The sequence below is a fragment of the Bradyrhizobium sp. 186 genome (genome assembly GCF_023101685.1).
Lineage (GTDB): Bacteria > Pseudomonadota > Alphaproteobacteria > Rhizobiales > Xanthobacteraceae > Bradyrhizobium.
In genome coordinates this window covers 1,425,472-1,449,439 of record NZ_CP082164.1, presented here as the reverse complement: position 1 = coordinate 1,449,439, position 23,968 = coordinate 1,425,472, and the positions used below count along the sequence as shown (strand labels likewise).

The window sequence follows — 23,968 nt, the reverse complement described above, 5'->3', positions numbered from 1 at the left end:
ACGCGCCCCGGAATGACTGCCGTTGGGCCGTCACTTCGCCTCCGCGCCCCGCCGGGCGCCTCCGTTGGCCCCCTTCGGTTGGCTGTCTCTGATCAGGCGATCGATGTGCATGCGGATATGCGCGGCCTCGGCCGAGGTGTTGGCGAGGGCGATGGCGCGATCGAAGGCGATGCGGGCTTCATCGTTGCGGCCGAGCTGCATCAGAAACGCGCCGCGCACGCCGTAGAAATGGAAATAGCTGGCGAGTTTTGGCGCCAGCGGCTCGATCAAGTCCAGCGCCGCCTGTGGCCCGCGCACCTTGGAGACGGCGACCGCGCGGTTGAGCGTCACCACCGGCGAGGGCTGCACCAGCTCCAGCGCGCCGTAGAGCAGGTCGATCTGGGCCCAGTCCGTTTCTGCCGGCGTCGCCGCGCGCGCATGCAGCGCGGCGATCGCAGCCTGGATCTGGTAGGGCCCGCTGCGGTGATGACGCATCGCCTTGTCGATCAGCGCCAGCCCCTCCGCGATCATGGTGCCGTTCCACAGCGAACGGTCCTGGTCATCCAGCAGGATCAGCGAGCCATCGTCGGCAAAGCGCGCGACGCTGCGCGCATGCTGCAGCAGCAGCAGTGCCGCCAGCCCCATGATCTCCGGCTCGCTCTGGAACAGCCGCAGCAGCAACCGCGCCAGCCGGATCGCCTCCTCGCACAGCGGCTTTCTGATCTCGGCAGTATCGCCGCTCGCCGAATAGCCCTCGTTGAAGATCAGGTAGATCATCGCCGCGACGCCGGCGAGCCGCTCGGAGCGCTCGACTGCGCCGGGCGCCTCAAACGGCACACCGGCCTCCGCGACCTTCGCCTTGGCGCGCGTGATGCGCTGCTCCATCGCGGCGTCCGAGACCAGGAAGGCGCGCGCGATCTGCTTCACCGTGAGACCGGAGACGATGCGCAGGGCGAGCGCGATCTGCTGCGTCGCCGGCAGCTGCGGATGGCAGCAGATGAACATCAGCCGCAGGATGTCGTCGCGATAGTGCGAGCCATCGAGCCGCTCGGCGAGCGCGCCCTCGGCGTCGTCGAGATCGGAGATCGCCTGGTCGTCCTCCGGCAGCGGCGCCTGCTTGCGGGTGCGCCGCACCTCGTCGATCGCGACGTTGCGGCCGACCATGATCAGCCAGGCCGCGGGGTCGCGTGGCGGCCCGTTCTGCGGCCAGGTCTTCAGCGCGCGAAGGCAGGCGTTCTGGAACGCCTCCTCGGCGGTATCAAGATCGCGGAAGTAGCGGAGCAGCGCGCCGACCGCCTGGGGTCGCGCCGAGGTCAGCGCGGTCTCGATCCAGGCGGTATCGGCTTCGCTCACGTCAGATTCCCTCCCGGCCTGAACACGCCGACCGGACGCACCTCATAGGCGCCGCCGGGATTGGCCGATCCGAGATCGCGCGCGACGTCGAGCGCATCATCGAGATTCTTGCAGTCGACGATGTAGAAGCCGAGCAGCTGCTCCTTGGTTTCCGCATAGGGGCCGTCAAGCACCAGCGGCGGATCCTCCTTGCGCAGCGTCGCCGCCGCAGTGGTCGGCAACAGCCGCGCCACCGGCCCGAGTCGGCCCTCTTTGGTGAGCTTGTCCTGCACCACGGCGAGCTTCTTCATCACGGCCTCGTCCTGGTCCTTGCTCCAGGAGCCGACGAAGTCTTCATCGTGGTAGCAAAGGATGGCGTAAAGCATGGGCGACACTTTCCTCGTCTTGATCTGAAGACGAACCAATATGCCCCGCTCCGACAGAGCTGCGGAAAAAATTTGCAGGAAAAGTCCGCCCGTTCATGCCAAGGAGGGCCTTTAGAAGCGGAACCCGACGAGGCACCTGAATGACCAAAGGCACACTGGCCGTCCTGATCAACAGCACGCAGCAGAACTGGCTGCCGGAGCGCTGGAAGGCCCGGTTCGATGCGGTCTGTGGCGGCCGCCGCGTGGTGCTGCTGCCCGATGCCGGGCTCGATCCAGCCGAGGTGCACTATGCAGCGGTGTGGAAGCCGGTGCCGGGCGACCTCCGCTCCTTTCCCAATCTGCGAGCAATCTTCAATCTTGGCGCGGGCGTCGATGCGCTGATGGCAGACCACAGCCTGCCCGATGTGCCCCTGGTCCGCGTCGCCGTACCGGATCTGACCAACCGGATGACCGAATATGTCGTGCTGCACGTGCTGATGCACCACCGCCAGGAGCTTTACTTGCGGCAGTCGCAGCACGAGAAGCGCTGGGAGCCGAAGTACCAGTGGCCGGCGAGCGCCGTCACCGTCGGCATGATGGGATTTGGCACGCTCGGCGCTGATGCGGCCGACGTGCTGCGGCGGCTCGGCTTCCGTGTCGCCGGCTGGAGCCGCGGCGCGCGCACCATCGAGGGCGTCGAATGCTTCCATGGCAGTGCGCAGATCGATGCGTTCCTGCGCGCGACCGACATCCTCGTCAGCCTCCTCCCGCTGACGCCGGACACGCACGGCATCCTCAACCGCGACGTCTTTTCAAAGCTCAATCGCACGAGCCCGCTTGGCGCGCCCGTCCTGATCAATGCCGGCCGCGGCGGCTTGCAGAACGAGGACGATATTCTGGCCTGTCTCGACGACGGTACGCTGGGTGCCGCCTCGCTCGACGTCTTCGTGCAGGAGCCGCAGCCGGCGAACAGCCGGTTCTGGACCCATCCGAAGGTGGTGCTGACGCCGCACAACGCGGCCGACACCGACGCGGACGCGATCTCGGCCTATGTCGCCGAGCAGATCGCGCGGTTCGAGGCCGGCGGCACGCTGGAGAACGTGGTGGATCGGGCACGGGGGTATTAGGGGCCCCACAGGCGCCGCACATTCGGTGTCGTCCCGGCGAAGGCCGGGACCCATACCACGAGGTCTATCGATCGCGGGCGGTTCTAATCCCGAACGACCAATCTCCGCCAAACTTCTCCCTGTGGTTGGGTCCCGGCCTTCGCCGGGACGACACCATTGGTTTGGTCAATAGCTACGCACCACAACCTCCCCTCCCCGCCCGTTCACGGTCTCTTAGCGAGAAATTGATAGTCGTTCTTAACCAACGCTCAAAGAACGAGTCGGACATGCGGGCGACGCTCGGCCTCAGGATGCGGATCACGGTCGCGCTGGCGATCACGGCGGCGGCGACGGCGCTGTTTGCCGTGCTCGGGGCAATGTGGATCATCTCAGGGATCATCGACCGCGCCGACCAGCGAGAACTGCGCAGCCATTACGACGCGCTCCAGTCGCGGATCGCCGAGAATCGCACCGCGCCGCCGCGATGGGCGCGGTCGTGGCCGCGATGCCGGCGACGCAGGAGGCCATGGCCAAACAGGACCGCGACGCGCTGGTGCGCCTGTTCGGCCCGGTGTTTACCGCCATCAAATCCGATTACGGCGTCGACCAGTTCCAGTTCCACGTGCCGCCGGCGACGTCGTATCTGCGCGTGCACCAGCCCGCGAAATTCGGCGACGACCTGTCGGGCTTCCGCAAGACCGTCGTCGTCGCCAACCAGGAGCGCAAGGTCGTGGTCGGCCTTGAGGGCGGCGTGGCCGGGCTCGGCATCCGCGGCGTGGTGCCGATCGCGCAAGCCGGCAAGCATCTCGGTAGCGTCGAGTTCGGCCTGACCTTCGGTCAGCCGTTCCTCGACGACTTCAAGAGCAACCGTCATGTCGATATTGCCTTCCATCTCGCCGGCGGCGGCAGCTTCAAGCTGTTCGGCGGGACGTTGAAGGGCAAGAGCTTCTTCGATGCGACCGATTACGGCCGCGCTGCGCAGGGCGACTTCACGGTACGCCAGGCCAGGCTCGATAACATGCCGGTCGCCGCGCTGCTCGGACCGATCAAGGACTTTTCCGGCAAACCGCTCGGCGCGGTCGAGCTGGTGATGGACAATGCCGATTACGAGGCTTCCGCCGACCGCGCCTGGCTGCTGGCGGTCGGCATTGCCGCGCTCGGCCTCGTGCTGGCCGCGATCGTCGGCTATCTCATCGCGCGGAGCATTTCGCGCCCGATCCTCTCCCTCACCTCCGTGATGCGCGAGCTCGCGGACGGCCGGCTGGATGTCGCCATTCCCGGCGGCCGCGCGAAGGACGAAGTGGGCGAGATGGTGAAGGCGGTTGCGGTGTTCCGCGACAACGCCGTCAGCTTCAACAAGCTCCAGGCCGAGCAGGCCGACGCCAAGGCGCAGTCCGAGCAGGAGAAGCGGCGCGCCTTCGCCGCACTTGCCGACAATTTCGAGGCCAGCATCCGCGACGTCGTCACCACGGTGTCTTCGGCCGTGGTCGAGATGGAGCAGACGGCACGCTCGATGTCGGCCATCGTCGAGCAATCGCGCCACCAGACGCGTGCGGTGTCATCGGCCTCGGCGCTGGCCTCGGAGAACGTGCAGACGGTCGCGGCCGCGGCCGAAGAGCTGTCGTCATCGATGACCGAGATCAGCCGGCGGCTCGCGCATGCGACCGAGGTGGTAGGCCGGGCCGCGAGCGACGGGCGCCAATCCAACGCGCGCGTGCAGAGCCTGGCCGAGGCGGCGCAGAAGATCGGCGACGTCGTCTCCTTCATCAACGGCATCGCGGGCCAGACCAACCTGCTGGCGCTGAATGCGACGATTGAGGCGGCGCGTGCGGGCGAAGCCGGCCGCGGCTTTGCGGTGGTCGCCTCCGAGGTCAAGGCGCTGGCGACCCAGACCGCCAAGGCCACGGAGGAGATCGGCGCGCAGGTCACTGCCGTACAGGGCGAGACCAGTGGCGCCGTGGAAGGCATCCAGTCGATCTGCGCGACGATCCAGCAGGTCGACGAAATCTCTGCCGCGATCGCTGCCGCCGTCGGCCAGCAGGGCACGGCGACCCAGGAGATCGCGCAGAACGTCCAGCAGGCGGCAGCCCGCACCGGCGAGGTGTCGCAAAACATCGCCGGCGTCACCGACGGCATCGCCGCGACTGGAACGGCGGCGGAGGAAGTGCTGGGCTCGGCGGTCGAGCTGTCCAAGCAGTCGCAACGGCTGCGCGATGAGGTGGACCGCTTTCTCGCGCATATCCGCGCGGCGTAGTAGCGAAGGCGAGCGCTGATACTTGGTGTCGTCCTGGCGAAAGCCAGGACCCATTACCCCAGGGAGAAGTTGCAGCGCGAAGCTGTCACCCTGAATCTTCGCCAAACAGCATCTTGCGGTAATGGGTCCTGGCTTTCGCCAGGACGACTTCGGAGATTTAGCGCGCCTGTCCGGGGCGACGGCTCAAGTTTTGGCGCCAGCTCCCACCATCACATCGATCGCGCCCTTCACGATCGCTTCCAGTTCCTTGCGCGACACGCGGGCTCGGGAGCGGATGGCGATTGAGTGCACCGTTGCCGATGCGAGTTGCGCCAGCACGGCGGGATCGGCCGTCTCGGGTAACTCGCCCTTTTCCTTCGCTCGCCGGAAGCAATTGGCAAAGGCCTTGTCGAGCTCTGACAAGCCGTCCAGCACCATGGCGCGGATGTCGGGATCGCTGACGGCTTCGGATGCCGCGGTGACCACCGTGAAGCAGCCGCGTGGACCGGTTTCGCCGGAAAGATAGATGTTCAGCGCTGAGGCGAAGATGCGCTCCAGCCGCTGGCGCAGCGGCATCTCCTCACGGAAGATCGCGACCATCGACGCCCGCGCGTCCTCGCGGTAGCGCTGGTAGCTCTTGATATAGAGCTCGCGCTTGTCACCGAAGGCGCCATAGAGGCTCGGCCGGTTCATGCCGGTGGCTTCGCTGAGATCATCGAGCGAGGTCGCCGCAAACCCCTGGGTGCGGAACAGATCGAGCGCCTTGCCGAGCGCAACGTCGGGCTCGTAGGCGCGCGGACGTCCGCGGCGTTTGGGCTGCCCGGGCACGGCAGGTGGAGCCTTCGATTTTTGTACCATTTCGCAAGATAATCCTTGACCGTCGATATAATATGCAAGACAGTACAAAAATCAATCTGGCCAGGTTGCGCGACTCCCGAAGAAACACTCAAGGAATTGCCCAAGGAGGCTAAAGATGGATCTTTATTTCTCGCCGCTCGCCTGTTCGATGGCGACCCGCGTCGCGCTGTATGAGGCCGGCGCCGAGGCGAACTATCTCGAAGTCGATCCGCCGACCAAGACAGTGCTGAACGACGGCTCCGACTTCCGCGCCGTGAACCCGATCGGCCTGGTGCCGACGCTGCGCACCGACGAGGGCGTGGTGCTGACCGAGAACGCGGCGATCCTGCAATACATCGCCGACCTCTTCCCGCAGTCCGGCATCGGCACGCGACCCGGCATCGATCGCACACGCCTGCATCAATGGCTCTGCTTCATCGGGACCGAGCTGCACAAGGGCCTGTTCGTGCCCGTGCTCGACCGCAAGGCGCCGCAGGACGCAAAAGCCTACGTGCTGGAGAAGAACCTGTCGCGGCTGGACTATCTCGACAACTACCTGAAGGGCCGCGACTTCCTGCTCGATCATTTCAGCGTCGCCGATGCCTACCTGGTCACGGTCATCAACTGGACCATGGCGACGCCGCCGATCGAGCTCGCGAAATGGCCGAACCTGAAAGCCTACTACGAACGCCTGCGCGCGCGGCCCTCGGTCGCGAAGGCGATCGCGGAGGAGTTCGAGCTTTACAAGGCCGAGCAGGCCCGGAAGAAGGCGGCGGCGTAAAGCCCGATCGATTGAGACGCCGTCCCGGCTCCACGGCCGGGACGGCGCAGCTTTATCCGTACAGCACCCTTGGCAGGATCGTGACGATGCCGGGCCAGAGCGTCAGCAGCAGCACGAAGCCGACCATGATGAGCAAGTATGGCATCGTGACGCGCGCGATGTAGCCGAGGCCGTCATCGGTCAGGCCCTGGATGACGAACAGATTGAACCCGACCGGCGGCGTGATCTGCGCCATCTCGACCGCGAGCACCAGGAAGATGCCGAACCAGATTTCGTCGAAGCCCGCCCCCTTCACGATCGGCAGCACGATCGGCAAGGTCATCACGATCATCGAGAAGCCGTCGAGGAAGCAGCCGAGGATGAGATAGAAGATGATCAGCACGACGATCAGCATGAAGGGCGACAACCCCAGGCCCTTGACGAAGGCGGCGACCGCCTGCGGGATGCCGAGGAAGGCCGCCGCGTTGCCGAGGATCGAGGCGCCGAGCACGATCAGCGCGATCATCGAGCAGGTGACGACGGAGCCGATCAGCACGTCGCGTATCACCTGCTGCGACATCGAGCCTTGCGCCCAGGCGACCAGCGCCGCGCCGAGCACGCCGACGGCAGCGGCTTCCGAGGGAGTCGCGAGCCCGCCATACATCGAGCCGAGCACGCAGGCGATCAGGAACAGCGCCGGTGCGAGGTCCTTCAGCGCGGCGAAGCGCTCGCGCCACGGCACCTGCGATAGTTTTGCTTCGCTCTCCGGCACCAGCGTGCCGTTGAGGGTCGTGTGCAGCATGACCCAGCCCATGAAGGTGGCGGCCAGCAGCAGGCCCGGCAGGACGCCGGCCGTGAAAAGCTTCAAGATAGAGACGTCGCCGAGCACGCCGTAGATGATCATGATGTTGGACGGCGGAATCAGAAAGCCGAGCGTGCCGGCGCCGGCGAGCGAGCCGATCGCGATGTCACGCGAATAGCCGCGGCGCACGAGCTCGTTGAGCGACATGCGGCCGATCACCTGCGTGGTCGCGGCCGAGGAGCCCGAGATCGCCGCGAAGATGGTGCAGCCGATCACGTTCACATGCAGAAGGCGGCCCGGCAGCAGTCCGGCCCATGGCGCGAGCCCCTGAAACAGCGAGCGCGACAGACGCGTGCGGAACAGCAGCTCGCCCATGAGGATGAACAACGGCAGCGCCAGCAGCTCCTGCGTGGTCAGGATGTTCCAGGCGTATTGCGGCAAGAGCTTGTCGAGCGGGATCGAGCGGAACGTCGCGAGCAGCAGCGTCGCGGTGAGCGCAAGCGTCAGGCCGATCCACAAGCCTCCCGCCAGCAGCGCAAAGAGAATCACGAACAAGGCGACGACTTCGATGGTCATGGAATCCGGTATCCGGTCACAGGCGCGAGCGCGATCATTCGACGGGAGAGGCCTTCATGCGATGATCCTCCAGCGGCAGGCCGAGCACCGCCTGGATCGCGCGCGCGAGGAACTGAAGCGTGAGCAGCAGCATTCCGAAAGTGACGACGGCCTGCGGAAACCACAGCGGGGTGTCGCTCGAGGTCGACACCTGGCCGCGGGCGAACGCGCCCCAGGCGAATTTTGCCATGGCCGATGTCAGGAAGGCCATGAAGGTGAAGCCTGCGGCCGCCGAGAGGATTTCCATCGTACGCTGCACCAGCGGCGGCACGTTCTTCAGCAGCAGCACGACGCGGATGTGGCCGCCGACGCGCAGCGTCATCGCCGCGCCGAAGGTGAAAGACGCCGCCATCAGGTAGGAGGAATATTCCCAGGCGATCGAGATCGTCGGCGGAAAGAACGGAAGGAAGTTGGAGAGGAAGCGGGTCGCGACCTCGCACAGCATCAACAGCGTCAGCGTCAACAGACAGCCGCCGCCGATCCAGCCGTCGAGCCGGCCGAGACGATCGATGCCGTCGAGCAGAAGCCGCAGCGGCGCCGGCGCCGCCGCATTGAGGCTTTGGGGAGCTGCGGGCAGGACAGTCGTCACCGCGAAATCCTCAGCGCTTCATTTCGGCGAGATAGGCCCGCACCGGCTTGTCCGCCGCCGGCACCCGCTTGAGGAAGGCATCGAGCTGCGGCGCGGTCTTGGCTCGGATGTCCGTCATCATCGCAGCCGTGACCGGCACTACCTCCATGCCGCCCTCCTTAAGGCGGTTGAGGCTGTCGACGTCGGCCTTGAGCGAGTTCGCCCAGAAAGCCGGCTCCATCTTCGCGGCAATGGCTGCGACCTGTTGCTGCTGGTCGCTGCTCAGCGCCTTCCAGGAATCGAGATTGACGGTGAGCATCTGCGACGACCAGACATGGTTGGTCGGGTAGACGTATTTCAGGAATTCCCAGAACTTGCCGTCGACGCCCGACACCGCGGAGGTGGAGACGCCCGACACTGCTCCCGAGGCCAGCGCGGGAATCGTTTCACCCCAGGGGATCATGATCGGCGCCATGCCAACGGCGGACAGCATGTCGACGGCACCCTTGTCGGGCACGCGGATCTTGATGTTCTTCAACCCGTCGACGTCGGCGATCTTGACCTTGAGGTGCAGATACTGCGTCGGCCACGGCACGATGTAGAGGATCTTCTGGTTGTTGCGCGCGGCAACCTTCTCGTATTCGGGCCGCACATGTTTGTGCAGCACCTTCAATTCGTCCATCGAGCTGCACAGGAACGGGATGCTCTCGACGCCCATGAAAGGCTCGTCGCCAACCTGCTGGATGTTGAGGACGTCGGCGAGCGGCACCAGGCCGTCGCGCACGGCGCGCAGGTGCTCGGGTCCCTTGAAGCCGAGCTGGCCGCCGGCCTTCACGGTGATGCTGACCGCGCCCTCGGTCTGCTTCTTGACCTCTTCCGCGAAAGCAAACGCGTTCTGGGTGTGGAAATTGCCGTCGGGCCAGACCGTCGACATGTCCCAGCTTACGGTTGCCGCCCGCGCGCGGGTGGAGATCTGGGTGGCGGCGAGCAGCGTGGCTGCGCCCGCGGTGAAGGTCCGTCGCGTGATCATTCGCCTCTCCGTTTCACTGACATCGGCACGCGGTTGCCGGCTCGTCACCGCGCGTACCCGTAAACCGCAACTGCATTCTCTGAGGACACCAGGCCGCTTTCGACGTCGTCATTGACGGCCGTCTGCGCGCGCTGCCGGGGATCGCCGATGCCGGCGCCGCCGGGCGTCAGCACCACCAGCCGGTCGTCCGGCGGCACCTGCTGAAAGCCCTTGCCGCGCAGCTTCTTTCCGGACTTCAGGCCGACATAGCCGGCCTCGCCGTCACGGCCGCCGTCGCGCCCGCGCGGCGGATGATCGATGCGGTCGAATGCCGCGAGAATATCGAACGGCGCATCGACGCCGCTGCCGACCTCGATGATCTGGCCAAGTCCGCCGCGGGTGCGCCCTGCCCCGCCGGAATCCGGCCGCAGCTCCTTGCGCCAGAAGATCAAAGGCGTCTGCGTCTCCGCGATCTCCACCGGCGTGCCGCGGACGCCGCTGGGATAGGCGGTGGCCGACAACCCGTCCTTCGCAAAGCGCGCGCCGGTGCCGCCATTGCTGGTCACCGCCATCGAGAATCCGTAATTGCCGCCGGCGCCGCTGCGGGTCTGTCCGCGCACGTTGAGATTCCACAGGCAGGAGGTGCCTTCCGCCGGCACGTCCTCGGGAATGATCTGGCGCAGGCAGCCGAATACGACGTCGGGCAGCATCTGGCCGACGATGTGGCGCGAAGCCACCGGCGCGGGCTTCGGCGCATTGAGGATCGCGCCAGGGGGAGCCGACACCGTCAGCGGCGAGAGCGAGCCGGCATTGTTCGGGATCTGCGAGGCGACGACGCAGCCGAGGCCGAACACGGTGTAGGCCGTGGTGTAGGACAAGGGCACGTTGATGCCGAACTTCGAGGCGGCCGAAGTGCCGTCGAAGTCGACGTGAATACCCGCATCGGAAATGGTCAGCGTCGCGGCCAGCGTGACCGGCGCATCATAGCCGTCGACGACCATGCTGTTGCGCCAGCTTCCCTTCGGCAGCTTGGCGATCTCGGCCAGCACGGCCTCGCGCGAGCGGTCGCAGATGTAGTCGCCGAGCTCATCGAGCGTGTCGATGCCGAACTCGGTCATCATCTCGACCAGGCGCTCGCAGCCGACATCGTTGCAGCCGGCGAGCGAATAGGTGTCGCCCTCGGTGTCGATCGGCAGGCGCGTGTTGGTGCGGATCATCGCCATCAGCGTCTCGTTGACGACGCCCTGGTCGATCAGCTTCAGCATGGGGATGTAGAGCCCCTCCATGAACACGTCGGTGGCGTCGGGCCCGAAGCCGATGCCGCCGATGTCCATGAGATGACTGGTGCAGGAGAACAGCGCGACCGGCTTGCCGTCCTTGAAGCAGGGCGTGGTGACGACGAAATCGTTGAGATGACCGGTGCCCATCCAGGGATCGTTGGTGATGTAGGCGTCGCCCTCCTTCATCGTCTCGATCGGAAACTGCGCGATGAAGTGCTTGACCGATTCGGCCATCGAGTTGACGTGGCCGGGCGTGCCCGTCACCGCCTGCGCCAGCATCCGCCCCTTGAGGTCGAACACGCCGGCCGAGAGGTCGCCGCATTCACGCACGATCGGGCTGAAGGCCGTGCGCAAAAGCACCTGCGCCTGCTCCTCGACCACGGCGATCAGCCGGTGCCACATGATCTGGAGGTCGATCAGGCTCGCGCCGCTTGGCTTGCTCATGGTTAGGCCGCCTTCCGTTCCATGACGATGCTGCCGGCACCGTCGATATGGGCGTCAAAACTGGTCGAGACAAAAGTTGATGTCTCGTCCTCGGCGATCACGGCGGGGCCCGCAATCGTCGCGCCCGGCGCCATGTCCTCGCGGCGATAGAGCGGGATCTCGATCACCTCCCCTGCCCGGCCGTCGAAGAATTTGCGGCTACCGGACGCCTTGCCGGCGGGCTTGCGCGTAACGCCAGCGACGACCGGCGGATTGCGCGCCTCAGTGGTGGCGAGCACCGACCAGCTCAAGACCTCGATCGCAGCACCCGGGATCGGCCGCTCGAACATCGCCGCATAATCCGCCTCGAACTGTTGGCGCAGGCCGGCGAGATCGGTCGTCGCCAACGGCCGGTTCGGCAGCGCGATCGAGATCTCATGGCCCTGGCCGACATAGCGCATGAAAGCGGCGCGCCGTTCGCGCACCGGCGCGCCGGCGGCACCGGGCTCGACCAGCGCGCGGGCTTCGGTCGCCATCTCCTGCAAGAGGTCGGAGACCGCCTCGGTGTCGAAATCATCGAGCCGGACGTGACGGCTGCGCACCAGCTCATAGGCGATGGGAGCGGCAAGGAATCCGACCGCGGAGCCGACACCGGCATTCGACGGCACAATCACGCGAGAGACGCCGATCTTCTCGGCAACACGCGCCGCATGCAGCGGCGCGGCGCCACCAAAGGCGATCAGCGTATGTTGGCCGACCACCGCGCCACGCTCGACCGCATGCACGCGCGCCGCGCTCGCCATGTTCTCGCAGACGACCTCGTGCACGGCGTAAGCCGCGGTTTCCGCCGATAGACCCAGCGGCTCGCCGACGGCACGCAGCAGCGCCTGTTTCGAAAGCTCCGGGCTGAGCTTGATCGTACCGCCTGCGAAGTCGTCGGGATCGATCATGCCAAGCGCGACGTCCGCATCCGTCACGGCTGGGCGCAGGCCGCCGCGGCCGTAGCAGGCGGGGCCCGGCTCCGACGAGGCGCTTTCGGGGCCGACGGTGACGCGCTTCATGGCGTCGACATGCGCGATGGAGCCGCCGCCGGCGCCGATCTCGACCATCTCGATCACGGGAATGCGCACCGGCAGGCCGGAGCCTTTCAGGAAACGCGCGGCACGATCGACCTCGAACACGCGCGAGGTCTCGGGCTGGTACTTCTCGATCAGGCAGATTTTTGCGGTGGTGCCACCCATGTCGAAGGACAGCACCTTGCTCTCGCCGAGACGCGCGGCGATCTGCGCAGCGAAAATGGCACCGCCGGCAGGCCCGGATTCGACCAGGCGCACCGGAAATCGCCGCGCCGTCTCGATCGAGGTGACGCCGCCGCCCGAGGTCACGAGATAGATCGCGCCGCGAAACTGCTCGACCTGCAATGCGTCCGCCATGCGCGCGAGATAGCCAGCGATCAAGGGCTGCACATAGGCATTGGCGACCGCGGTCGAGGTGCGCTCATATTCGCGAATTTCCGGGCACACGGAAGAGGACGCCGTCACGGAGACACCGGGCATCTCCTCCTCGAGGATTGCAGCCGCGCGCCGCTCATGCTCAGGATTGGCGTAGGAATGCAGGAAGGCGATCGCGACGCTTTCGACGTTCAGCGCGCGCAACTTCGGCGCGAGCGCGCGCACCGCGGCTTCGTCGAGCGGGAGGCGGACGGCACCATGCGCGTCGATGCGCTCGGGAACGGTGAAGCGCAAGTTCCGCGGCGCCAGCGGCCTCGGCTTGTCGATCGCGAGGTCGTATTGGTCGTAACGGCTCTCGGTGCCGATATCGAGCACGTCTCGAAAGCCTTCGGTCGCGACCAGCGCCGTCTTCGCGCCGCGCCGCTCGATGATGGCGTTGGTCGCGAGCGTGGTGCCGTGAATGAAGACATCGATGTCGCTGATGTGTGCGCGCGCATCGGCCAGAATGAGACGCATCCCGTCCAGCACCGCTTCTTCGGGGCGCGCGGGCGTCGTCAGCAGCTTGCGCGTCTTGCGATTCTGCCCCATGTCCAGCACGATATCCGTGAACGTGCCACCGATATCGACGGCAAGCCGCACCTCGGCTCCCTCAAGCATTCCAAAATTCTCCGTGCTGATCGTCAAGACTGGGGACAAAAGCGCAGCAATTTCCATGCCAGCGACGGCGCTTGCAACGCTGCGTCCGGCTATTCTGCTTGGCACCTATGCAATAGGCAAGCTGCAATAGGCAAGCCGTGTTCGCCTCGCGCGCATTCAGAGCAGGAATGCAAGCGCCGCTTCGCAGCGCTGCTCGATCTTGAGCGTGAGCAGATCGTCCGCACGGGTGCGCCCGAGATTGACCGCGGCGATCGGAATTTTCCGGCGCGCGGCCGTCTGCACGAAGCGGAAGCCGGAATAGACCATCAGCGAGGAGCCGACGACCAGCATGGCGTCGGCCTGCTCCAGATGATCCTGCGCGGTCGAGACGACGTCGCGGGGCACGTTCTCGCCGAAGAACACGACGTCGGGCTTGAGAATGCCGCCGCAGGACTCGCAGGCCGGCACCTCGAACGAGGAGAAATCCGCCTCCTCCAGATCAGCGTCGCCGTCGGGCGCATCCGCGGCATCGAGCGCCAGCCATCCCGCATTAGCGCGGCCAAGCACATCCTGGAATTCATTGCGCGGGGTCTTCCCGCCGCATCCCATGCAACGGACCAGATCGAGCCGGCCATGCAGATCGATCACCTGCCGGTGGCCGGCGGATTGATGCAGCCGGTCGACGTTCTGGGTCAGGAGCATGCCACACCGCCCGTCCGCCTCGAGACGGGCGAGCGCGTGATGTGCGTCGTTCGGGCGGGCCTGGCCGAACCGCCGCCATCCGATCAGGCTGCGTGCCCAATAGCGTTGGCGCGTGCGCTCCTCCGTCATGAAAGCTTGGAAGTTGACCGGCTGGGTTCGTTTCCAGTTGCCTTGGCTGTCGCGATAGTCGGGGATGCCCGAATTCGTGCTACAGCCGGCCCCGGTCAGCACGAACAGACGCTCGTGCCGGTCAACGAAATCTTCGAGCGGGGGTTTTGCCATGGCGCAGATGTAGTCTGCGCCGACCGCTTTTGCCAGATGGCCAGGAAGCCCACTAACTCGCCCAGTTCTCGCGAAATTCCGGAAACAACGTCAGGCCTCCACAGGCGTAGATGGTCTGCCCGGTGATGTAGCTCGCATCATCCGAGGCGAGGAAGGCGAACACGGCGGCGATCTCCTCCGGTGTTCCGACGCGTCCGAGCGGGATGTGGCTGGTGACGCCGCCGCGCTTTTCGGGATCGCCGGTCCATGCCGCGTTGATCGGCGTATCGATCGCGCCCGGCCCGACCGCGTTGACGCGAATGCCACGGCCTGCGAATTCGAGCGCTAAGGTGCGCGTCAGATTGGCCATGCCGCCCTTGCTGATCGAATAGGCGAGATAGCCCGGCTTCGGAATGATCTGGTGGACGCTGGAGCAGTTGATGATGTTGCCGCCTCCGCCGCGCGCGACGAAATGCGCGAGCGCCTTCTGCGCGCAGAGCACGGCGCCATTGAGATTGACGTCGATGATGCGGCGATAGGTTTCGACGTCGAGCTCCTCACTCGGCGATTCCCGCTGGAAGCCGGCATTGTTGACGAGACAGTCGAGTCGCTTCCAGCGCGCCAGGATCGTCTCGAACATCGCGGCGATTTCCTGCTCGTTGCCGACGTCGGCCTTGACGATGAAATGATCGAGCCTGCCGTGGCCACGGTCGCTCGATGCCGTCCGTGCGAGCGCGAGCGTCTCCTCGGCTTTCTCGGGATGACCGAAATAGTTGATGGCAACCGTCGCGCCTTCCTGGGCAAGCCGAATGGCCACGGCGCGGCCGATGCCCTGGGAGGCGCCGGTCACCAGCACACATTGGCCGACAAGGCGCGAGGGAAACTGGGTTGAGCGATCGGTTTGCGGCATGGGTTCTCTCCGGAATGCCTCATCATCGACGGAAGGCGTGTTTTGTTCCATCCCTCAGCGCATCCCTGGGATTCACTCCGCGCGGCGCGCGAGTGAAGTCAGGATCTGGTACAGGATGATGGCGCCAAAGGTTGCGGTGCCGATCCCACCGATGGTGAACGCACCGAACTTGAGCGTGAGGTCGCCGGCGCCTGCAGTCAACGCCACTGCGACGGTGATCAGGTTGGCAGGATTTGCGAAGTCGACCTTGTTCTCGACCCAGATCCGGCCCGCCATCGCGGCGATCAGTCCGAACAGCACGATAGAGAGGCCGCCGATCACAGGACCCGGGATCGACAGGATCAGCGCGCCGAATTTCGGCGAGAAGCCGAGCAGGATCGAACCGTGGCCGCAAAGGCAAACAGCAGCGTTGAATAGACCTTCGTCGCCGCCATCACGCCGATGTTCTCGGCATAGGTCGTAACACCTGTGCCGCCGCCGCAGGCCGACACGATCGTTGCCAGGCTGTCGCCCAACAGCGCACGGCCAAGGAAGCCGTCGAGGCTTCGTCCCGTCATCGCGCCGATGGCCTTGATGTGGCCGAGGTTCTCGGCGACGAGGATGATCGCGACCGGCGCGATCAGAACAATTGCATCGGCCTGGAAGCTCGGCGTGGTGAAATTCGGCAGGCCGATCCACGACGCGGCCGAGAGCTGCGCTAAGTCGATCGGCTTGCCCAAGCCAAAGCCGTTCGCGAGCAGCCAGTACAGCAAATATCCGCCGATCGCACCGAGGATGATCGGCAGACGACGCCAAAGGCCCGGGGCCGCCACGGCGACCACGCCGATGATCAGCACGGTCAGCAGCCCGATCCAGGTATCGAACGAGCTGCCGCTCACCGATTTGACGGCGACGGGCGCGAGATTGAGGCCGATGGCTGCGACCACGGCGCCGGTGACGACCGGCGGCATCAATCGCTCGACCCAACTGAGGCCCGACCACATCACGATTAGCGCGATCACGCCGTACAGCACGTCGGCCCCGATGATCCCGCCGAGCGCGACCGACAGGTTCGGGTTCGATCCGTGCCCGGCATAGCCGGTGGCGGCGATGACGACGGCGATGAAGGCGAAGCTCGAGCCGAGATAGCTCGGCACGCGTCCCGCGACGGCCACGAAGAAGATCAGCGTGCCGACGCCGGAGAACAACAACGCAACATTGGGATCGAAGCCCATCAGCAGCGGCGCGATGATGGTTCCGCCCGACATCGCAACGCCGTGCTGGAAGCCGGCGACAATCGTCTGTCCCAGCGGCAGCCGCTCCTCGGGCATGATCACGCCGGAGGTCTTCAGTTTCCAATCTGGAAAATAGCGTTTTGGAGAATCGCGTTGCGCTTGCTCTTCAGAGCCCGATGCAGTCGACATGTTCCCCCCGAGTTGCGGTGCAGCGATCGATGTTCGTGCAAACCGACAAAAATGTGATTGTCGCTTCTGCGGCGGCCATCACATGATGATGTAAATCATGCAAGATCAATGCGTTCCGGGGCATACCATATGACACAGATTGCGATCCAGCCAGCCGTCCATCGCCGGCATCAGCCCTGGTACAAGATCCTCTATATCCAGGTCCTGATCGCGATCGCACTCGGAGTGCTCATCGGCTATTCCTATCCCGATCTTGGCAAGGCGCTAAAGCCGCTCGGCGATGGTTTCATCGCACTGATCAAGATGATGATCGCACCGGTGATCTTCTGCACCGTGGTGCACGGCATCTCCTCGATGGGCGACCTCAAGCGGGTCGGGCGGGTCGGACTGAAGTCGCTGATCTATTTCGAGACGGTCTCGACGGTGGCGCTCGCCGTCGGCCTGCTCGTCGGCGAGGTGCTCCAGCCTGGGCACGGCTTCAACATCGATCCGTCCACGATCGATCCGAAGTCGGTCGCGACCTACGTCACCAAGGCGAAGGAAGAGGGCCTCGTCGCCCACCTGATGGCGATCATCCCCGACAGCTATTTCGGCGCGGTCGCGCGCGGCGACCTGCTCCAGGTGCTCCTGATCTCGATCCTGTCGGGCTTCGCCATCGCCTTCCTCGGCAAGGCCGGCGAGCCGATCGCGGACGCGGTCGACAAGGCCGCAAAGATGTTCTTCGGCATCATCCGCATCATCGTGCGCGTCGCCCCGATCGGCGCCTTCGGCGCGATGGCGTTCACCGTCGGCGCCTACGGCCTTGGCTCGCTGCTCAACCTCGCCGCGCTGATCGGCACGTTTTATTTGACCAGCATGCTGTTCGTGCTGATCGTGCTGGGTTCAATCGCGCGGCTCTCGGGCTTCTCGATCCTGCGTTTCATCGCCTACATCAAGGACGAACTGCTGATCGTGCTCGGCACCTCCTCGTCCGAGACGGTGCTGCCGCAGATGATCCAGAAGATGGAGCATCTCGGCGCCTCGCGCTCGGTGGTCGGCCTCGTCATCCCGACCGGCTACAGCTTCAACCTCGACGGCACCAACATCTACATGACGCTGGCCACTCTGTTCCTGGCGCAGGCGACCAACACGCATCTGACCATCTGGCAGGAGCTCGGTGTTCTCGGCATCGCCATGATCACCTCGAAGGGCGCTTCGGGCGTGACCGGCGCCGGTTTCATCACGCTCGCCGCCACGCTCTCGATCGTCCCTGATATTCCGATCCAGTCGATCGCGATCCTGGTCGGCATCGACAAGTTCATGAGCGAATGCCGCGCGCTGACCAATTTGATCGGCAACGGTGTTGCCTGCGTCGTCATCAGCATCTCCGAGGGCGAGCTCGACAGGGACGCGCTGCACCAGACCATGGCCCATCCGCTGGAGATGGGCGAGGCGCTTGAACCGGGCGGCAGTGCGTCAACGTAGGACGCGCAAATCAGCCACAACCTCCATCGGCCGGGGGATCAGATGATCCCGCCATTGGCGCGCAGCACCTGGCCGTTGATCCAGCCGCCGTCGGGGCCGACGAGGAACGAGACCGTCCCAGCGACATCCGAAGGCTGGCCAAGCCGCTCCAGCGGCGCGAGCTTGCTGAGGTGATCGATCACCTCCTTCGTCTTGCCATCGAGGAAGAGCTTTGTTGCGGTCGGTCCCGGTGCGACGGCGTTCACGGTGATGTTGCGCCCGCGCAGCTCCTTGGCCAGCACATGCGTCAAGGCTTCGGCCGCCGCCTTGGTCGCGGCATAGATGCCATAGGTCGGAGACAGAAGGCCGACCTGGCTCGACGATAGATTGACGATGCGACCGCCATTGCGCAGCCGGCGCGCGGCCTCGCGCAACGTATTGAAGGTGCCCTTCAGATTGATGGCGATCTGGCTGTCGAAGACGGTTTCGTCGGCATCGGCGATCGCCGCGAGCCGCATGATGCCCGCATTGTTGACCAGCACGTCGACGCCGCCGAACGCGGCCTCCGCCGTATCGAACATGCGTTCCACCGCACCCGCGTCGCTGACGTCGGCCTGCGCGGCGATCGCGCGGCCATTGGCCTGCTTGATCTTGCTGGCCAGCGCTTCCGCCTCCGCAGCACTGCCCACATAATTGATGACGACCGCAAAGCCGTCACCGGCGAGCCGATCGGCGATCACGGCGCCGATGCCGCGCGAGCCACCGGTGACAACAGCGACTTTTCCGTTTGCGTTGGACATTGCCTTCTCCGTGGTTCCGCGCCGCGTTGGCGGGCTGACACGGATGGATTTGCTCCTTCCAGGGCGAAAGATCATCTGCCCCCGACCGGCATCATAGTTCTATCCGGCCGAACAATCTGCTTGGTCGGCGAGATCGAGCCGGCGCGTAATCCCTATTGCCCGCAAGAACGCCTCATCATGACTGACGACGAGCAGCGCGCCGTCATAGGCCCGCAGTCCTGCTTCGACGGCTTCGATGGACTCGATATCCAGATGATTGGTCGGCTCATCCAGGATCAGCAGAGATGGCGGCGTCGACCCGCCCAACACGCAGGCGAGACCTGCGCGAAACAATTGACCGCCGCTCAGGCTCCCGACAATCTGCAGGGCCGCATCGGCGCGAAACATGAAGCGAGCCAGGGCGGCGTGGCACTCATTCGCACCCGCCCCTGGATTGAGGCGCCCAAAATTGTCCAGGATGGAGACCGCGGGATCGAGCAGGCTGACCTTCTGGTCGAACAGCTCGAAACCGGGCTTGACCCGCACGGTGCCCGCAACAGGATGCATCTCTCCGGCAATGAGCTTCAGCAGCGTGGTCTTGCCCGAGCCGTTCGGCCCGACAATTGCTACGCGCTCCGGCCCGATGATCGAGAGCGATAGATCGCGCAAGACCGGCCGCTCCGGCCGATAGCCCGCGCGGACCTGATCGAACCAAACCATCTCCCGTCCCGCAGGCAGATGCGTCGAGGGCAGTTTAACGGATAGCGGCTGAAGAATCTCGATGCGCCGACGCGCAGTATCGACCGCGTCAAGCGCGTTGACGCGCCGCCTCTCGGCGATCTGCGCATTCTTTCCGCCGCTATCCTCGCTGCGATCCCTGCGCGCACCGGCCAGAATGCGCGGCATGTCGCCCTTGGCGCGTTTCTTCTTTCCGCCGCTGTCCTTGCGCGCTTTCCTTTCGGCTGCTTCCTGCGCACTGCTGCCGATCTCGAGCAGACGCTTCTCGGCATGGGCGAGATCGTGCCTGATAGCATCGAGTTCGACGGACTTCTGTTCGCGGTACCTGCTCCAGTTGCCGCCATATCGCGAGGCTCCAAGCGACGTCAGCTCGACGATGGCGTCCATCGTCTCGAGCAGATCCCGGTCATGGCTGACGACGATCGCGCCGCCGCGCCAGGCGGCGAGCAGCTCAATCACGGCTCTGCGTCCATCCCGATCGAGATTGTTGGTGGGCTCGTCCAGGAGCAGGAAGTTCGGCTCTGCGAAGACCAGCGCGGCGAGACGAACTCTTGTGACCTGGCCGCCCGACAAGCAGGACAGCTCCGTGTCGGGAGCGAGTTCGAACCCGACACGCGCAAGGGCGGACGCAAGCCGCGTTTCGAGAGTCCAGTCGACGTCGGCGACTTCGTCGGCCGAGGCATCGCCGCGCTCGGCCCGGCGAAATAGCGCCAGGGCGCGTCGTGCACCGAACAGGTCGATCACCGTCGCGGCCGCAGGGAGCTGGGCGTCCTGGCGCAACAGCCCAACCGTTCCGTTGACGAGAACGCGTCCTGACTGAGGAACGTGCTCTCTCGTGATCGACGCGAGCAGGATGGATTTTCCAACGCCATTGCGACCGACGAGGCCGGTTCGCTCGGCGCTGAATGTCAGGTCGATGTCGGAAAGGAGAGAACAGCCGTCAGGCGTGGACAGCGACAGGCGGGACAGGACGATTGAAGCAGGCATGGAATTCCCCGTGAGCAAGGCAGGTCGGCTTTGCGGTCGGGGTCGTATCCATGGCTGCGAATGTCCTGATTGAGAGCCGGCAATTAGTCCTGCCGAAGCACGAGATCAAGCGGCATCTGACGCGGCGCGACGCAACTACGCGGCCAGCCTGTCGAACTGGAACTTGCCCGCTTTCATCACCAGCGGAATGCGCTCGCCCTGACCGAGCAGGCACGTAACGTCACGCAGCGGGTTGCCTTCGACCACCAGCAGGTCCGCAAAAGCTTCGGGCACGATTCGGCCGAGCTTGCCCTCCATGCCGAGTACCTCGGCACCGATCACGGTCGAGCTGGCGATGGTCTCGCGCGCTCCGAGAATTTCGGCGCGGATGCGGAATTCGTTGCTCTGGAGGCGCTGGGACGGTCCAAGCAGATCGCTGCCAAAACCCATCTTCACCCCGGCCTTGCGATAGATCTCGAGCGAGCGCAGGCCGGCGTCGCGCACGTCAGCGATCTTGGCCACGCTTTCGGGCGGCAGGCCGTACTGGGCGCCCTCGTTGGCCAGAGCTTCATAGGTAACAAGCGTCGGCACCACATAGGCGCCCTGCTCGGCCATGAGGCGCGCGGTCGGCTCGTCGACGAGGTTGCCGTGCTCGATGGTGCGAACGCCGCAGCGGACCGCACGCGCGATCGCCGCGGCGGTGTAGGCATGGGCAAGCACATAGGTCTGGCGGCCCTGCGCCTCCTCGACGATGGCGCGGATCTCGTCCTCGGAGTAGCCGAAGGCGCCGACCGGATCGGTCGGCGATGCGACGCCGCCGGAGGCCATGATCTTGATCTGGTCGGCGCCCATCTGGAGCTCCTCGCGCGCCGCCTTGCGCACGCCGTCGACACCGTCGGCGACGCGCGCCAGCGCGCCGACGCGCACGCAGCAGGGACAGGGCGCGTCGCTGGCGAGGTAATCCGAGCGCGACCGCATGTCGCCGTGCCCACCGGTCTGGCTGAGCGCGCGGCCGGAGACGAACAGCCGCGGACCATCAGTCAGGCCGGTCTCGATCGCCTGCTTCAGCGCATGGCCGGCGCCGCCGGCGTCGCGGACGGTCGTAAAACCTCGCCGCAGCATGCCGCGCAACAGCAGCGTCGAGCGCAGCGTCACCAGCACGTTTGGCATGCGCACCTGCTGCGCCAGATTGAGCTCGACGGCAATCGCGTGCACATGCAGGTCGATCAGGCCGGGCATCAGCGTCTTGCCCTTCAGATCGATGGTCCTGCCCGCCGACGCCTGCAACGGCCGGTCCGAGACCTCCTTGATCAGATTGTCCTCGACCAGCACGTGATAGCCCTCCAGCAAGTCCGGCTGAAGCGGATCAAGCAGATTGGCGTTCTCAAAGAGCACACTGGACATGGCGGCTTCCTGTCTGGTCAGGACGATGTGAGCAGCGCGGGCAAGGCGAGCTGGGCGAACGGGAGACACGCGGCGACGTCGTCCTCGCCATACCAGCGCGCCTCATGAAGCAGGTTGAGCGAGCCGCGCGTGCGCCCGCACCAGCGCACGGGCATGTTGAGCACGCTCTCGCAGCCGAGCGAGGCGATCAGCTCGTGGTCGGAAAACACCGTGCGCAGATCGTCCTTTGTTCGGCCGATATAGGCTTCGCCGCGGTCGAGAACGGCCTCGGTCCACGGGCCCGGCGCCAAGCGCTTGCGTCCACCCGCGGGATAGGGTCCGGGAAGATTGGAATAGAGGCGCGCCGCTTCGCCGCTGTCGCCGTCATAGGTCAGGATCGTGAACAGCTTGTGCCCGATCACCGACTTCAAGGCTTCGTCGAGCGCCGCGAACAGCGCATCCGGCTGATCCGGCCCGCCCTGCGCGGCCGCGACGGCGCAGAGCCAGGGATCGGCGCGGTGTTTCGTCCGAATCATGCGACTTCACCGGCCGCAATCTCTTCCAGCGAACGGCCGCGCGTCGGCACCCCCATCAGCACCACGGTGAGCGCGCCTAACAGCAACACGCTGGTGGTAAGGCCGAACACGCCGGCGAAGCCGAAATTGGGATAGAGGTAGCCGACCAGGATCGGCGACACGATCGCACCGATGCGGCCGATCGCGGAGGCAAGCCCGGCGCCGGTGGTTCTCACCGCCGTCGGAAACACCTCGGCCGTGTAGGCATAGACGCCCGCATAGGTGCCGTTCATGAAGAAGGACAGCAAGATTCCCGCTAGCATGATCTGCTGGTCGCCCTGCGCGAAGGCGAGCCCGAGCGCACTGACGCCGCCGAGCACCATGTAGGTCGCGATCGTCGCCTGCCGGCCGATGCGCTCGTTGAACCAGGCGGCGCTGAAATAGCCGGGGATCTGCGCGCAGTAGATCGCGATCGAGTAGGCGAAGCTCTTGGTGATGCTCATGCCGTTCTGGACCAGAAGGCCGGGGATCCAGACGAAGAACGAATAATAGCTGAAGGTGATCGCAAGCCACATGATCCAGGTCATGATGGTGATGCGCGCCTGCCGGCCTGCCAAGAGAGCTGCGAAATTGGCGAGCAGCGTTCCGGCAGTCCCGGCGGGTGCTGTGGCTTCGACGACCGGCTGCGGCAGGACATGGCCCTCGCGCGCAAAGCCCGCCTCGATGCCGTCCAGGGTGGCTTCGGCTTCCTTCCCGCGTCCCCGGCTCTCGAGCCAACGCGGCGATTCCGGCAAGGCCCTGCGCCACCACAGGAGCATGACGACCGGCATGGCCGTGATGACCAGCACGATGCGCCAGCCGTTCTCATAGGCGGGAACGATGAAGTAGCCGAGCAAGGCGGCGGCGACGAAGCCGAAGGAGAAGAAGCCGGCCAGCGCGCCGGTAAAGCTGCCGCGGTAACGCCGTGCAACGAATTCCGCCAGATAGGGCGCGATGATCGCGCTCTCCGCGCCGGTCCCCATGCCGGCAACAACACGCGCGGCGAAGAAGGACGGCCATGTATCAACCGCCGCGCTGACGATGGATGCGGCGCAATAGAGCGCCAGTGCCGACATCATCACCGCGCGGCGGCCAATCAGGTCGCCCAGGGTGCCGGCAAGCAAGGCGCCGAACAGGAAGCCGATATAGGTGCTGCTGCCGAGCACGCCGATCTGAACGCTCGACAAATTCCAGGCCGTGCGCAGCACCGGCAGGATGAAGGCCAGCACCGCCGCGTCCATCGCGTCGAACGTGTAGCCGAGCCCACCCATCAGCAGCAGATGCGTGTGGAAGCGTGCAAACGGAAGGCGCTCGATGCGCGCCGATATCATCGACATGAAAAGTCCCCCTCGATCTGACGGCCCGGCACGCCGCGTGAGGAACCATAGACAAAGTGACATTATCGTCATAATTTATAATCATGATCTAATATA

General features: G+C 65.3%; 18 protein-coding genes and 2 pseudogenes. 4 read left to right on the top strand and 16 right to left on the bottom strand.

The window, feature by feature from the left end:
• Window positions 1–30: 30 nt before the first annotated feature.
• Both IVB18_RS06715 and IVB18_RS06710 read right to left on the bottom strand, forming a co-directional pair.
• Window positions 31–1,332, bottom strand: coding sequence for an RNA polymerase sigma factor (locus IVB18_RS06715; RefSeq protein ID WP_247988429.1), 1,302 nt, complete (start codon window positions 1,330–1,332; stop codon window positions 31–33).
• The gene (locus tag IVB18_RS06710; RefSeq protein ID WP_247988428.1) at window positions 1,329–1,697 is read right to left on the bottom strand and encodes a YciI family protein; all 369 of its coding nucleotides are present in this window, start codon (window positions 1,695–1,697) and stop codon (window positions 1,329–1,331) included. Before IVB18_RS06710 ends, IVB18_RS06715 begins: the two co-directional genes overlap by 4 nt.
• A gap of 140 nt (window positions 1,698–1,837) precedes the next feature.
• Between IVB18_RS06710 and IVB18_RS06705 the strand changes: the two genes are divergently transcribed.
• Window positions 1,838–2,803 (top strand): glyoxylate/hydroxypyruvate reductase A, encoded by a 966-nt coding sequence (locus tag IVB18_RS06705; RefSeq protein ID WP_247988427.1) that lies wholly within the window; start codon window positions 1,838–1,840, stop codon window positions 2,801–2,803.
• Between the two features lie 266 nt (window positions 2,804–3,069).
• A pseudogene (locus tag IVB18_RS06700) lies at window positions 3,070–5,036 on the top strand (methyl-accepting chemotaxis protein).
• Between the two features lie 183 nt (window positions 5,037–5,219).
• Here IVB18_RS06700 and IVB18_RS06695 read toward each other — a convergent pair.
• On the bottom strand, window positions 5,220–5,873 hold the full coding sequence (locus IVB18_RS06695) for a TetR/AcrR family transcriptional regulator (RefSeq protein ID WP_247988426.1): 654 nt from the start codon (window positions 5,871–5,873) through the stop codon (window positions 5,220–5,222).
• 115 nt (window positions 5,874–5,988) lie between these two features.
• Between IVB18_RS06695 and IVB18_RS06690 the strand changes: the two genes are divergently transcribed.
• Window positions 5,989–6,633, top strand: a complete 645-nt coding sequence (locus IVB18_RS06690; RefSeq protein WP_247988425.1) for a glutathione binding-like protein — start codon at window positions 5,989–5,991, stop codon at window positions 6,631–6,633.
• Between the two features lie 52 nt (window positions 6,634–6,685).
• Here IVB18_RS06690 and IVB18_RS06685 read toward each other — a convergent pair whose 3' ends face one another.
• From IVB18_RS06685 to IVB18_RS06650, 8 genes and pseudogenes are all read right to left on the bottom strand, one after another.
• Entirely contained in the window at window positions 6,686–7,990 is a 1,305-nt protein-coding gene (locus IVB18_RS06685) for a TRAP transporter large permease subunit (RefSeq protein ID WP_247988424.1), read from the bottom strand.
• Between the two features lie 34 nt (window positions 7,991–8,024).
• Window positions 8,025–8,618, bottom strand: coding sequence for a TRAP transporter small permease (locus IVB18_RS06680; protein WP_247988423.1), 594 nt, complete (start codon window positions 8,616–8,618; stop codon window positions 8,025–8,027).
• A gap of 10 nt (window positions 8,619–8,628) precedes the next feature.
• Window positions 8,629–9,627: a TRAP transporter substrate-binding protein gene (locus IVB18_RS06675; protein ID WP_247988422.1), complete on the bottom strand. Its 999-nt coding sequence runs from the start codon at window positions 9,625–9,627 to the stop codon at window positions 8,629–8,631.
• 44 nt (window positions 9,628–9,671) lie between these two features.
• Window positions 9,672–11,330 (bottom strand): hydantoinase B/oxoprolinase family protein, encoded by a 1,659-nt coding sequence (locus IVB18_RS06670; RefSeq protein WP_247988421.1) that lies wholly within the window; start codon window positions 11,328–11,330, stop codon window positions 9,672–9,674.
• Window positions 11,331–11,332: 2 nt separating this feature from the next.
• Window positions 11,333–13,417, bottom strand: a complete 2,085-nt coding sequence (locus IVB18_RS06665; RefSeq protein ID WP_247988420.1) for a hydantoinase/oxoprolinase family protein — start codon at window positions 13,415–13,417, stop codon at window positions 11,333–11,335.
• A 156-nt stretch (window positions 13,418–13,573) separates the two neighbouring features.
• Window positions 13,574–14,380, bottom strand: coding sequence for an NAD-dependent protein deacetylase (locus IVB18_RS06660; RefSeq protein WP_247988419.1), 807 nt, complete (start codon window positions 14,378–14,380; stop codon window positions 13,574–13,576).
• 52 nt (window positions 14,381–14,432) lie between these two features.
• Entirely contained in the window at window positions 14,433–15,269 is an 837-nt protein-coding gene (locus IVB18_RS06655; RefSeq protein WP_247988418.1) for an SDR family oxidoreductase, read from the bottom strand.
• Between the two features lie 72 nt (window positions 15,270–15,341).
• Window positions 15,342–16,672: pseudogene (locus IVB18_RS06650) on the bottom strand (solute carrier family 23 protein).
• Window positions 16,673–16,801: 129 nt separating this feature from the next.
• Here IVB18_RS06650 and IVB18_RS06645 point away from each other — a divergent pair.
• A complete protein-coding gene (locus tag IVB18_RS06645; protein WP_247988417.1) occupies window positions 16,802–18,136 on the top strand; it encodes a dicarboxylate/amino acid:cation symporter in 1,335 nt (444 codons plus the stop codon).
• Between the two features lie 38 nt (window positions 18,137–18,174).
• On the opposite strand, the gene IVB18_RS06640 is transcribed toward IVB18_RS06645, so the two are convergent.
• The 5 genes from IVB18_RS06640 to IVB18_RS06620 form a co-directional block, all read right to left on the bottom strand.
• Window positions 18,175–18,915: an SDR family oxidoreductase gene (locus IVB18_RS06640; protein WP_247988416.1), complete on the bottom strand. Its 741-nt coding sequence runs from the start codon at window positions 18,913–18,915 to the stop codon at window positions 18,175–18,177.
• 99 nt (window positions 18,916–19,014) lie between these two features.
• A complete protein-coding gene (locus tag IVB18_RS06635; RefSeq protein ID WP_247988415.1) occupies window positions 19,015–20,619 on the bottom strand; it encodes an ABC-F family ATP-binding cassette domain-containing protein in 1,605 nt (534 codons plus the stop codon).
• Between the two features lie 135 nt (window positions 20,620–20,754).
• Complete coding sequence (locus tag IVB18_RS06630) at window positions 20,755–22,002, bottom strand: amidohydrolase family protein (protein WP_247988414.1); 1,248 nt, start codon at window positions 22,000–22,002, stop codon at window positions 20,755–20,757.
• A gap of 17 nt (window positions 22,003–22,019) precedes the next feature.
• Entirely contained in the window at window positions 22,020–22,517 is a 498-nt protein-coding gene (locus IVB18_RS06625) for a GAF domain-containing protein (RefSeq protein ID WP_247988413.1), read from the bottom strand.
• On the bottom strand, window positions 22,514–23,872 hold the full coding sequence (locus IVB18_RS06620; RefSeq protein WP_247988412.1) for an MFS transporter: 1,359 nt from the start codon (window positions 23,870–23,872) through the stop codon (window positions 22,514–22,516). Before IVB18_RS06620 ends, IVB18_RS06625 begins: the two co-directional genes overlap by 4 nt.
• Window positions 23,873–23,968: the final 96 nt, after the last annotated feature.

What these genes read in the sequence shown, in the direction of transcription:
- IVB18_RS06710 (WP_247988428.1), bottom strand. Translation starts at nt 1,697, where the DNA reads ATGCTTTACGCCATCCTTTGCTACCACGATGAAGACTTCGTCGGCTCC.
- IVB18_RS06705 (WP_247988427.1), top strand. Translation starts at nt 1,838, where the DNA reads ATGACCAAAGGCACACTGGCCGTCCTGATCAACAGCACGCAGCAGAAC.
- IVB18_RS06695 (WP_247988426.1), bottom strand. Translation starts at nt 5,873, where the DNA reads ATGGTACAAAAATCGAAGGCTCCACCTGCCGTGCCCGGGCAGCCCAAA.
- IVB18_RS06690 (WP_247988425.1), top strand. Translation starts at nt 5,989, where the DNA reads ATGGATCTTTATTTCTCGCCGCTCGCCTGTTCGATGGCGACCCGCGTC.
- IVB18_RS06685 (WP_247988424.1), bottom strand. Translation starts at nt 7,990, where the DNA reads ATGACCATCGAAGTCGTCGCCTTGTTCGTGATTCTCTTTGCGCTGCTG.
- IVB18_RS06675 (WP_247988422.1), bottom strand. Translation starts at nt 9,627, where the DNA reads ATGATCACGCGACGGACCTTCACCGCGGGCGCAGCCACGCTGCTCGCC.
- IVB18_RS06670 (WP_247988421.1), bottom strand. Translation starts at nt 11,330, where the DNA reads ATGAGCAAGCCAAGCGGCGCGAGCCTGATCGACCTCCAGATCATGTGG.
- IVB18_RS06665 (WP_247988420.1), bottom strand. Translation starts at nt 13,417, where the DNA reads ATGCTTGAGGGAGCCGAGGTGCGGCTTGCCGTCGATATCGGTGGCACG.
- IVB18_RS06660 (WP_247988419.1), bottom strand. Translation starts at nt 14,380, where the DNA reads ATGGCAAAACCCCCGCTCGAAGATTTCGTTGACCGGCACGAGCGTCTG.
- IVB18_RS06655 (WP_247988418.1), bottom strand. Translation starts at nt 15,269, where the DNA reads ATGCCGCAAACCGATCGCTCAACCCAGTTTCCCTCGCGCCTTGTCGGC.
- IVB18_RS06645 (WP_247988417.1), top strand. Translation starts at nt 16,802, where the DNA reads ATGACACAGATTGCGATCCAGCCAGCCGTCCATCGCCGGCATCAGCCC.
- IVB18_RS06640 (WP_247988416.1), bottom strand. Translation starts at nt 18,915, where the DNA reads ATGTCCAACGCAAACGGAAAAGTCGCTGTTGTCACCGGTGGCTCGCGC.
- IVB18_RS06635 (WP_247988415.1), bottom strand. Translation starts at nt 20,619, where the DNA reads ATGCCTGCTTCAATCGTCCTGTCCCGCCTGTCGCTGTCCACGCCTGAC.
- IVB18_RS06630 (WP_247988414.1), bottom strand. Translation starts at nt 22,002, where the DNA reads ATGTCCAGTGTGCTCTTTGAGAACGCCAATCTGCTTGATCCGCTTCAG.
- IVB18_RS06625 (WP_247988413.1), bottom strand. Translation starts at nt 22,517, where the DNA reads ATGATTCGGACGAAACACCGCGCCGATCCCTGGCTCTGCGCCGTCGCG.
- IVB18_RS06620 (WP_247988412.1), bottom strand. Translation starts at nt 23,872, where the DNA reads ATGTCGATGATATCGGCGCGCATCGAGCGCCTTCCGTTTGCACGCTTC.